The sequence below is a fragment of the Curtobacterium sp. A7_M15 genome (assembly GCF_030705415.1).
Classification (GTDB): domain Bacteria; phylum Actinomycetota; class Actinomycetes; order Actinomycetales; family Microbacteriaceae; genus Curtobacterium.
Map to the genome: position 1 here is coordinate 1 of NZ_JAUZED010000123.1, position 10077 is coordinate 10077.

Here is a 10077-nt window from a genome sequence, read left to right on the forward strand (position 1 = left end):
CGGGCCGGCACCTGGGCACCGGCGGCGGCGGCCCGCCGCGAGGCACGCACGCGCGGCGGACGGGATCCCCCGCTCCGACGGCGCGGCCCGCGACCACGACGCTGGTGCACGAACGCCCACACGAGCAGGACGATGCCGCCGACGAGGAACACGCCACCGGCGACGAGGAGCGGACCGACCGACGGCGTCGCGGTGTCCCGCGGCCAGGTGACCGAGACGTCGCTCGGCGCCGCGGCCGTGCCGTCGCCGACGATGATCACGCTGACGTCCTCGGGCAGGCGGACGGTGAACTGCCCGGCCCCGTCGTACTCCTGGTACCAGAGGTCGCTCCCCGCGGGGTTCGGCACGGTGTCCTCGGAGCCGGTCGTGCGACCGACGAGCTTCGCCTGCTCGGCGTCGAACCGCATCGTCGTGTGCTTCGCGTCGCCGATCCAGGCGTCGACGTCACTCGTCTTGCCGTAGGCAGCGAACACCTTCCCCGAGCCGGAGACGTTGATGCGCTGGTAGCCGGGGTTGGCGTTGAGCGTCGAGCCCGGGATCACGGTCACCGGGGCGGAGCTCTTCGAGGACGATGCCGCGACGAGCGACGACGGTGGCTCGAACACGGTCCGCTGGCCGACCGCGAGGGCGACGAGCAGCAGCCCGATGACGAAACTGACGATCGCCAGGACGAATCGCACGGATCTTCTCCCTACCGCGCCGGGGTGGGGGTGTCGGCGCGCGAATCAGCGCTCCAGGATAGCGATGGAGTCTGGACGGCGCATCCCCCACCGCTGTCCGCGGTCACAGCCGGCCGTCCCTGCTCGCCACTACAATCGTGGCCGGGCCTTCCCTGTGCCCTCCGCCGAGCACCCAGGAGCGAACACGTGGCGAACGACGAGGCAGAGTTCGGGACCGAGCTGCGCGGGTACCGCCGCGAAGACGTGGACCGCTCGCTGAACGATCTGCGCCGCGAGCTCATCAAGTCGAACAACGACCGGGCCGAGGCGGCGAAGGAGATCCGTCTCCTCCAGGCTCGGGTCTCCGAGCTGCAGGGCGAGCTCGACGAGGCGGGCACCCCCACGTACAGCGGGCTCGGCACCCGGCTCGAGTCGACCCTCCGCGTCGCCGAGGAACAGTCCACGCGACTCATCAGCCAGGCCGACATCGACGCGCAGCGGCTCCGCGCCTCGAGCCGTGCCGAGGCGGACCGCACCCTGCGCGAGGCACAGGACGAAGCCCGCGACACGCTCGAGGACGCCCGTACCCGGTCCACGAACGAGCTCACGCGCGCCCGCGCCGAGGCGGCCGACACCGTCGAACGCGCCCGCGCCGAGGCGGGCCTGCTCACCCAGGACGCCCGCAACGAGGCCGCCGCGATCCGTGGTGCCGCCGTGACCGAGGCGGCAGAGGTCCGCTCCGTCGCGATCCGCGAGACGAACGCACTGCGCGCCCGGGTCGAGCACGAGGTCGCCGAGCTGCGCGAGGTCACGCAGCGCGAGTCCGCCGAGGCCCGCCGCGCCGCCGCCGACCTCGACCGCGAGACCGAGCACCGCCGCAGCGTGTTCGAGGCCGACCACGCGCGCCGCGTCGAGGACCTCGACCGCGACGAGACCACCCGCCGCGACGCCCTCGAGCGCGAGATCGCCGAGGGTCGGGCCGCCTGGCACCGCGAACGGGACGACGAGCAGCAGGCCCACGCGCTCGAACTCGAGACCGGACGCGCCGACCTCGCCGCTGAGGTGGACCGCCGTCGCGCCGAGCTCGACGCCGAGCTCGCCGACCGTCGCCGTGTCCTCGACGAGGAACTCGCGGCCGCCCGTGCCGAGTGGGACCGCGAGCTCGCCTCCGCCCGGACCGCCCTCGAGCAGGAGCTCGAAGCTGCGCGCGCCCAGCTCCGGGTCGACGAGGAGCAGACCCGCACCGAGAACGCCCGGCTGGTGCAGGAGACGGCGGACCGCATCGCCCGCGAGCTCGAGGAGCACGCGACCCGCATCGAGCGGGAACGCGCCGAGGCCGAGGCGACCGCGGAGCGTGCCGCCCGCGAGCACGAGAACGCACTCGCCGCCCGCCGCGAACGCGAACACGCCGAGGTGGACACCGAGATCGCCGACCGCCGCACCGCCGAGCTCGACGCGCTCGAGGCCGAGCGCACGGCCCTCCGTCAGGAGATCGACACGGCGCGCGCCGACCTCGCACGCGAGCGCGACGAGGTCCGCGCCGAGATCGCACGCGAGCGCGACGAGGCACGCACGACGCTCGAGTCGGAGCTCGCCGCGCGACGCGACGACGCCGAGCAGGACTACCTGCAGAAGCACCACGACACCGTCACCGAGACGCAGAAGTACCTCGACGAGGCGAACCTCCAGCTCGCCGAGGCGACGCGTCGTGCGACCGAGGCACGTGAGCGCGCCGAGCGCCTGCAGCAGGAGGCCGACGACCTCGAGCGTTCCAGCACCTCCGACGCGCAGGAGCACGCGCGCACGATCGTCGCGGACGCCCAGGACCGCGTGCACAAGATGATCGCCGACGCCGAGGAGCGGACCGCCGCGATCATCGCCGAGTCGGAGGACCGCCTCGCGGCCATCCGGACCGAGCGCGACGCCGTCGCCGGCTACCTCGAGAACCTGCGCGGCGTGCTGACCAACGCGACGGGCCTGCTCGGCGCCGCACCGTCGGTGGACGACGCGGCGCCGGCCGAGCTCGTCGTCGAGCCCGACGACGAGACCGTCACCGACGACGAGGACGCGACCGCGCGCTGACCGCAGGCCGCCCAGGAGGCGCGACCCGCGCCTCCTGGACCGGCCCGCCTCGCCGACGCGTCCGGTCCACCGCCGCGCGGTCCGTCCGTCAGTCGGTGACGTGGGTCGGCAACGGTGCACTGCCCGGCACGACGAGGTCCGCGATCGCGTCGAGGACGATCCGCACGTACTTCTCCCCCACCCAGAGGTGCTTCGCCCCGGCGACCGGGACGACTCGGACGTTCGGAGCGAGGGCGAACCGGCGCGCCGCTTCGTCCGGCCGGAGGAAGTCGTCGTGCTCCGGGACCAACGCTACGACCGGGACCCTCACGCCGGTCCAGCGCGCCAGTTCGTCGTCCGTGGTGCGGTGCAGCGGCGGCGAGAGCAGGACGACACCGGCCACCTGACCGGCCTCGACGTGCTCGAGCGCGTGCTTGAGGATCACCTCGGTGCCGAACGACCACCCGACGAGCCACGGCGTCGGCAATCCGCGGCCGACGACCTCTGCGACGGCGGCTCGCAGGTCGAACCCCTCGGAGACCCCGTCGCCGAAGACACCCTCGGACGTGCCGCGCGGCGACGTCACCGAGCGGAAGTTGAACCGGAGCACGGCGATGTCGGCGAGGGCCGGGAGCCGCGCCGCCGCCTTCTTGAGCACGTGCGAGTCCATGAAGCCCTGGGCCGTCGGCAGCGGGTGCAGCGTCACGATCGTGCCCCGTGCAGGCCGCTCGAGCGGCTCCGCGAGCTCACCGACGAGGGTGAGGTGGTCGTCCGTGACGAGCTCGACGTCGGTTCGGCGGGCCGGCAGCTCGGTGTTCGACCGGATCTCGGTGCTCATGCGATGCTCCAGCAGTGGTTGTGCCAGTGACGGCGGGCAGCCAGGTCGGCCTCGTCGCCGAGGACCCCGTCGGCACGCCAGACGACGACGTGTGCCACGCCGGGCAGCACCGTGCCGCCGCAGCCCGGGCAGACGTAATCCTTCTGCGCCGAGGCAGCGGAGACGGGCTGCACGAGGTACTCACGGCCGCGACGCACCTCGGTGCGCTTCCACGAACTCATCATCCGGTCGAGACCGGTCGGCTCGTCGTCCTGCTCGGGGCCACGGCCCCGGGGGCGTCGCGGCCGGTTGCTCCGCGGCACCTGCGCTCAGCCGATCAGTACCAGTTGTTCGCGACGCTGTGACCCCAGGCGCCGCACGGCGTGCCGTAGACGCCGGAGATGTAGTTGAGACCCCAGGTGATCTGCGTCGCGGGGTTCGTCTGCCAGTCGGCACCGGCCGACGCCATCTTGCTGCCTGGGAGCGCCTGCGGGATGCCGTAGGCACCGCTCGGGTTGTACGCGTTCACGCGCCAGCCCGACTCCTTGTTCCACAGCGAGACGAGGCAGTTGTACTGATCGGTCCCCCACCCGCGCGCGGCCACCATCTCCTGCGCGATGGCCTGGGCGCTGCCCGGGTCCGGCGTCGCAGCGGTCGCCGCGAGGGTGTTCGAGGCGCTCACCGACGCGGTCTCGTCCGTGGCGGCGTCGGCCTCGGTGTCGGTGGTCTCGGTCTTCGGCTTCTCGACGACCTTGGGCTTCGGCAACGTCACGCCGTACCCGTCGCGGGAGACGTCGAACGCGGCGTAGGTGCCGTGCGCGGTGTACTCCTGCGGCGCGGCCGGAGCCTTGACGAGCACCGGAGCGGCGACCGCCGCCTGCGCCACGTCGGGCTGCAGCGGGTTGAACAGCGAGCCGACGACGATGCCGGACACCGCGAAGAAGGACAGCACCGGCACGGCCGCCCGCTTGCGCACGAAGGTGTTCATGCTCTGCGGGGACGACGAGGGCTTCGCGGGGGCGGCGACGGCGCGGGCACGTCGCTGCTTGACGATGCGGGGGTCGGCCGGAGTGGCGGGGACCGCGGCGGCGACCGATGCCTGCGCACGAGCGGTGTCCGACACGCGGTTCGCCGCGACCGACTTGGGGGCGACGGCCGGGGCGGTCGGCACCGATGCCGTGACCACCGTCGGGTTCGCCGGGAGGACCGAGTTCTCCGCCGTGCGGGTTCGGTTCAGTGCCGCGCGGCGCTCACCGGCGACCGAGAGGCCGTGGTGCTCGCGGGTATCGCGGTCGGAGCTGATGTCTGCCGTGTGCCTGCCCATGAGTCCGACCAGGATAACGGAACGATCACGGAAAGCGAAGCACCCGCCACCAGCGCGTCGTCAGCGGACAGCGAGCATGACCTCGACGACGGCGTCCAGGAGTGCGTCGACCTGCGCTTCGCGGTAGCCGCCGTGCTTCGGTCGGAAGACGATCGAGCGGACCTCGGTCAGACTGAGCGGCTTGCCGTCACGGAAGTACCCCTCGAGCCGCTCCGCGAAGGCGTCGACGTCCTTCGGGTGGTAGCCGGTGCCGAGGAAGCTGACGCGACCGAACCGCTGCCCGTCCGGACGCTCGAGACGCGCCACCACGTCGGACGCCTTCGACCGGGCCTCGGCGTACCAGGCCTTCTGCCCGATGTCGGCGATCTCCCGCTCGCGCTCCCGAGCCGCGAAGGCGTCCTCGAGTCGTTCGAGCGCGGCGTCCACGTGCGCAGTGGAGTAGCCGCCCTTGCGCATCGAGAAGGCCGTGGCCCGGATCTTCGCCGCCTCGATCGCCGGAGCGGTGTCGTTCGCCGTGTAGGCGCGGCGGGCGTCCTCGAGGAAGCGCTCGACCTCGTCGACGTCGTATCCGAGGGCGGAGCGGTCTGCGTTCGGGAAGGTGGTGGCCACGGCGACATTCTGCCAGGACCGGACCATGGTGTGACCTGGACGCGCTGGGGCGTGGCCGGGGTCCGTTCAGTGGTTGACGACGAGGTACAGCACGTAGGCGACCGCGGCCGACGGCAGGATGCTGTCGATGCGATCGAGGAGTCCGCCGTGGCCCGGCAGGAACGACGAGATGTCCTTGATGCCGAGGTCCCGCTTGATCATCGACTCGGTGAGGTCGCCGAGCGTGGCGGACCCGGAGATGAGGACGCCGAGGACGATGCCCGTCCACCAGGGCAGCCCGAGCATGAGCCAGCAGACCAGGATCCCGACGATGATGCTGGCGGCCACCGACCCGGCGAAGCCCTCCCACGTCTTCTTCGGGCTGATCCGGGGCGCCATCGGGTGCTTGCCGAGGTTGAGCCCGGTGGCGTACGCGCCCGTGTCGACCGCGACCACCACGAGGATGAAGGCGATCACCCAGAGCTCGCCGCCGCGCTGCGCCGCCAGGAGCACCACGCAGGCGCCGAGCAGCGTGATGTACGCCTGCACGAACAATCCGTTCGTGAGGTCCCGGACGACGTTGCCGGCGGTCGGCCTCGGCCGCGCGACCGCCACCTCGACCAGGCGCCAGAGGCTGATGAAGACGATGCCGCCCAACAGCGTGAACAGCGCCGGGATCTGACCGCCGAGGAACGCTGCCGGCACGACCGCCACGCTCACGAGGACGCTCGGGATGCGCGGGACGTCACGCCCCGCGAACCGCATCGCACTCGCGAGCTCGTACACGCCGACGCCGAGCAGGAACGCCCCGACGACCATGAACGACGGCTTCCAGAGGAGCAGGGATCCGAGCATCACGACCGCGAACGCCAGCGCGATCCCGATCGCGGCCGGCAGGTTGCGCCCGGTGCGCGCCGTCAGCGCCTCGTTGCGCGCGCCGAAGTCGGCCTTCCGCTGCCGGAGCTGCGCCTCGAAGTCCGTCCGCGCGGCTCGTGCGCGCGCGTCGAAGTCCTGACGCAGCCCCTTGGCGGAACGCTTCTCTGCTGTGGGGCGGTCACCGCCCTGGTCCGGACGGTGCATCAGACCTCGAGGAGTTCGGCTTCCTTCTTCTTCAGCGAGTCGTCGATCTGGTCGACGTGCTTCTTCGTCAGGGCTTCGAGGTCCTTGTCACCGCGGGAGATCTCGTCGTCCGAGATCTCGCCCTTCAGCGCGTCGAGGTCGTCCTTCGCCTTGCGGCGGATGTTGCGGATGACGACCTTGTGGTCCTCGCCCTTGCTGCGGACGAGCTTGACGAACTCCTTGCGGCGGTCCTGCGTGAGCTCGGGGATCGTCACACGGACGATGTCACCGTCGTTCGTCGGGCTGGCACCGAGGTTCGGGAACGTCGCGATCGCGCGCTCGATCTCCTTGAGCGCCGACTTGTCGTACGGCGTCACGATGAGCGTGCGGGCCTCGGGGGTCTGCAGCGACGCGAGCTGCGCGAGCGGCGTCGGCGTACCGTAGTACTCGACCGGGATCTTCTGGAAGAGCGCCGCGTTGATGCGGCCGGTGCGGACGGTCGAGAAGTCGTCCTTGGCGACCTCGACCGCCTTCGCCATCTTCTCGGTGGCTTCGGTCAGGACATCACTGATCACGGTGTTACTCCTTCGGTACTGGCGTCGAGTCTAGTCAGCGGACGGGGTCAGTTGCTGACCACCGTGCCGATGCGCTCGCCCCGGATCGCCGCCGCGACGTTGCCGTCGCCCTCCATGCCGAAGACGTGCATCGGCATGCCGTTGTCCATGCAGAGGGAGAACGCGGTCGCATCGACGACCTTCAGGCCCTTCAGGAGCGCGTCCTGGTAGGTGACGTGGTGGAGCTTCTCGGCAGTGGCGTCCTTCTTCGGGTCCGCCGTGTACACGCCGTCGACACCGTTCTTGGCGACGAGGACCTCGTGCGCGTCGATCTCGAGGGCGCGCTGTGCGGCGACCGTGTCGGTCGAGAAGTAGGGCAGGCCCGCGCCCGCACCGAAGATGACGATGCGCCCCTTCTCGAGGTGCCGCTCGGCGCGCCGCGGGATGTACGGCTCGGCGACCTGGGTCATGCTGATCGCGGACTGCACGCGCGTGGCGGCTCCGGCCTGCTCGAGGAAGTCCTGCAGCGCGAGGGCGTTCATGACGGTCCCGAGCATGCCCATGTAGTCGGCGCGCCCGCGGTCCATGCCGCGCTGGGAGAGCTCGGCGCCACGGAAGAAGTTGCCGCCGCCGACGACGATCGCGACCTCGACGTCCTGCGCGGCGACCGCGATCTCCTTCGCGATCGTGCTGATGACGTCCGGGTTCACACCGAGCGACCCGGCACCGAACGCCTCCCCCGACAGCTTCAACAGGACCCGGCGGCGTCCGGTCTTCTCGTTCGTCATGTGGTCGCACCCTTCGTCGAATGTCTCGTGGGAATCTACCCGGCCGTGGCCGGTCCGGCGGAGGCGGGTCACGCCTGACGTCGGAGCTCGCGCGTGTCGGCGCGCGAAAACGGGGCCCGGAACCAGGTGGTTCCGAGCCCCGTCACGGGTTCGTTACGCGCCGACCTTGACGCGGGCGAAGCCCTGGATCGTGATGCCGGCGTTCTCGGCGGCCTTCGCGACGGAGATCTTGTTGTCCTTCGCGTAGTCCTGCTCGAGGAGCGCGACCTGCTTGCGGTACGCGTTCAGGCGGCCCTCGACGATCTTCGGCAGGGCGGCCTCCGGCTTGCCCTCCTCGCGCGTGATCGCCTCGACGGTCGCGCGCTCCTTCTCGATCGCCTCGGCCGGGATCTCGTCACGCGTGAGGTACGTCGGGTTCGCGAACGCGACGTGCTGCGCGATGGAACGGGCCTCGGCCGCGTCGGAGCCCGAGTAGGCGATGACGACGGCGATCTGCGGCGGCAGGTCCTGGCTGGTCTTGTGCAGGTAGACCTCGAACTCGTCGCCCTCGACACGGACGACCGTGCGGAGCGCGAGCTTCTCGCCCAGGGCGGCGGCGGCCTCGTCGATGACCTCGGAGACGGTCTTGCCGTCGAGCGGCGCGGCGTTGCCGGCCTCGACGTCGGCAGCACCGGCGGCGGCGACCGCGGCGACCACCTTGTCGGCGAGCGAGGTGAACTTCTCGTTCTTCGCGACGAAGTCGGTCTCGCTCGCGAGCTCGACGACGGTCGCGGCGCCACCGTCGGTCGACGCGACGACGACACCCTCGGAGGTCGCACGGTCGTCGCGCTTGGCGACGGCCTTCGCGCCCTTGATGCGGAGGAGCTCGACGGCCTTGTCGTAGTCGCCGTCGGCCTCGACGAGCGCGTTCTTCGCGTCCATCATGCCGGCCCCGAGGTCCTCGCGGAGCTTCTTCACGTCAGCAAGGCTGTAGTTGGCCATTGACTGGAGTCCTTTCTGGACTGAGCGTTTGTGGAGAGTGGAGCAGGGGCGTCGGACCGATCGGCCCGACGCCCCCGGTGGTCACTCGGCGGGGGTGGTCTCCGCAGCGGCCTCGGCCTCGGCCGTCGGCTGCGCGTTCTTCGCGTCGTCGGCGATCGGCTCGCCGATCTCCTTCGCGGCGACCTGGGCGTCGGCGTCGTTCTCCTCGACGGTCGCGCCCTCGCCCTCGGTCTGGCCGGCGAGGAGCTCCTGCTCCCACTCGGCGAGGGGCTCTGCTGCGGCCTCGTCGTCGCCACCGTTGTGGCGGGTCTTCAGGCCCTCGGCCGCGGCGTCGGCGACGATGCGGGTGAGGAGACCGACGGAGCGGATCGCGTCGTCGTTGCCCGGGATCGGGTAGGTGATCTCGTCGGGGTCGCAGTTGGTGTCGAGGATGCCGATGATCGGGATACCGAGCTTCTGCGCCTCGTCGACCGCGAGGTGCTCCTTCTTGGTGTCGACGATCCAGAGCGCGCTCGGGGTCCGCGTGAGGTTGCGGATACCGCCGAGGGTCTTGTGGAGCTTGTCCAGCTCGCGCTTCTTGATGAGGAGCTCCTTCTTGGTGAAGCCCTTCGTCGTGTCGTCGAAGTCGATCTCCTCGAGCTCCTTCATGCGCGCGAGGCGCTTGGAGACCGTCTGGAAGTTCGTGAGCAGACCGCCGAGCCAACGCTGGTTGACGTACGGCTGGCCGACGCGGGTCGCCTGCTCGGCGATGGAGCCCTGGGCCTGCTTCTTGGTGCCCACGAAGAGGATCGTGCCACCGTGCGCGACCGTCTCCTTGACGAAGTCGTACGCACGGTCGATGAAGGCCAGCGACTGCTGCAGGTCGATGATGTGGATGCCCGAGCGCTCGGCGAGGATGAATCGCTTCACCTTCGGGTTCCACCGACGGGTCTGGTGTCCGAAGTGGACGCCGCTGTCGAGCAGCTGGCGGATGGTGACGACGGCCATGTGCCGTCCTCCTTCTGTCTTCTCGGCGCGCAGCCGTGCTCTCGCACGTCGCTGCGGACCTGTTGCGGTTGTGTCGATCACGACCGTCGGTCGTGGTCCCTGGTGCCCTGGCACGCGACCGCCCGCTCGTGAGAGCGGGACCGATGGTCGGGGGCCGCGCCGGTGACGGCGCCGTGGACACGCGAAGTCAGCGCGCCGGAGCGCACTGCTGGAGAAATGCTAGCAGACGGTGGACGCGCAGGAGGCGCGGTGCGGGTCG

The 10077-nt window shown here is 71.0% G+C and carries 10 protein-coding genes and 1 pseudogene; 1 reads left to right on the forward strand and 10 read right to left on the reverse strand.

Translation table 11 applies throughout. The features are described 5' to 3' along the window. Positions 1–680: pseudogene (locus Q7F20_RS16155) on the reverse strand (hypothetical protein); the annotation flags it as partial. Positions 681–866: 186 nt separating this feature from the next. Between Q7F20_RS16155 and Q7F20_RS16160 the strand changes: the two are divergent. Further along, entirely contained in the window at positions 867–2741 is a 1875-nt protein-coding gene (locus Q7F20_RS16160; RefSeq protein WP_305741093.1) for a hypothetical protein, read from the forward strand. 88 nt (positions 2742–2829) lie between these two features. Here the strand turns inward: Q7F20_RS16160 and Q7F20_RS16165 are convergent, their stop codons facing one another. The 9 genes from Q7F20_RS16165 to rpsB all read right to left on the reverse strand — a co-directional run bounded on the left by Q7F20_RS16165 (position 2830) and on the right by rpsB (position 9818). Further along, the gene (locus Q7F20_RS16165) at positions 2830–3558 is read right to left on the reverse strand and encodes an alpha/beta hydrolase (RefSeq protein ID WP_305741094.1); all 729 of its coding nucleotides are present in this window, start codon (positions 3556–3558) and stop codon (positions 2830–2832) included. Then, on the reverse strand, positions 3555–3860 hold the full coding sequence (locus Q7F20_RS16170) for a hypothetical protein (RefSeq protein ID WP_305741095.1): 306 nt from the start codon (positions 3858–3860) through the stop codon (positions 3555–3557). Before Q7F20_RS16170 ends, Q7F20_RS16165 begins: the two co-directional genes overlap by 4 nt. Positions 3861–3874: 14 nt before the next feature. Beyond that, on the reverse strand, positions 3875–4861 hold the full coding sequence (locus Q7F20_RS16175) for a transglycosylase SLT domain-containing protein (protein WP_305741096.1): 987 nt from the start codon (positions 4859–4861) through the stop codon (positions 3875–3877). A gap of 60 nt (positions 4862–4921) precedes the next feature. After that, positions 4922–5470 carry a DivIVA domain-containing protein gene (locus Q7F20_RS16180; RefSeq protein WP_305741097.1) on the reverse strand — a complete coding sequence of 183 codons (549 nt, stop codon included), beginning with the start codon at positions 5468–5470 and terminating at the stop codon, positions 4922–4924. A 66-nt stretch (positions 5471–5536) separates the two neighbouring features. Then, positions 5537–6529, reverse strand: a complete 993-nt coding sequence (locus Q7F20_RS16185) for a phosphatidate cytidylyltransferase (RefSeq protein WP_305741098.1) — start codon at positions 6527–6529, stop codon at positions 5537–5539. Further along, positions 6529–7083, reverse strand: a complete 555-nt coding sequence (frr, locus tag Q7F20_RS16190) for a ribosome recycling factor (protein WP_305741099.1) — start codon at positions 7081–7083, stop codon at positions 6529–6531. The genes Q7F20_RS16185 and frr overlap by 1 nt, the downstream gene beginning before the upstream one ends. 47 nt (positions 7084–7130) lie before the next feature. Continuing rightward, complete coding sequence (gene pyrH, locus Q7F20_RS16195; RefSeq protein ID WP_305741100.1) at positions 7131–7850, reverse strand: UMP kinase; 720 nt, start codon at positions 7848–7850, stop codon at positions 7131–7133. A gap of 153 nt (positions 7851–8003) precedes the next feature. Beyond that, positions 8004–8831: a translation elongation factor Ts gene (gene tsf / locus Q7F20_RS16200; RefSeq protein WP_305741101.1), complete on the reverse strand. Its 828-nt coding sequence runs from the start codon at positions 8829–8831 to the stop codon at positions 8004–8006. A gap of 81 nt (positions 8832–8912) precedes the next feature. Then, a complete protein-coding gene (gene rpsB / locus Q7F20_RS16205; protein ID WP_305741102.1) occupies positions 8913–9818 on the reverse strand; it encodes a 30S ribosomal protein S2 in 906 nt (301 codons plus the stop codon). Positions 9819–10077 lie beyond the last annotated feature (259 nt).

Coding starts and splice junctions, on each gene's coding strand:
- Q7F20_RS16165 (WP_305741094.1), bottom strand. CDS start 3,558: ATGAGCACCGAGATCCGGTCGAACACCGAGCTGCCGGCCCGCCGAACC.
- Q7F20_RS16175 (WP_305741096.1), bottom strand. CDS start 4,861: ATGGGCAGGCACACGGCAGACATCAGCTCCGACCGCGATACCCGCGAG.
- Q7F20_RS16185 (WP_305741098.1), bottom strand. CDS start 6,529: ATGCACCGTCCGGACCAGGGCGGTGACCGCCCCACAGCAGAGAAGCGT.
- pyrH (WP_305741100.1), bottom strand. CDS start 7,850: ATGACGAACGAGAAGACCGGACGCCGCCGGGTCCTGTTGAAGCTGTCG.
- tsf (WP_305741101.1), bottom strand. CDS start 8,831: ATGGCCAACTACAGCCTTGCTGACGTGAAGAAGCTCCGCGAGGACCTC.
- rpsB (WP_305741102.1), bottom strand. CDS start 9,818: ATGGCCGTCGTCACCATCCGCCAGCTGCTCGACAGCGGCGTCCACTTC.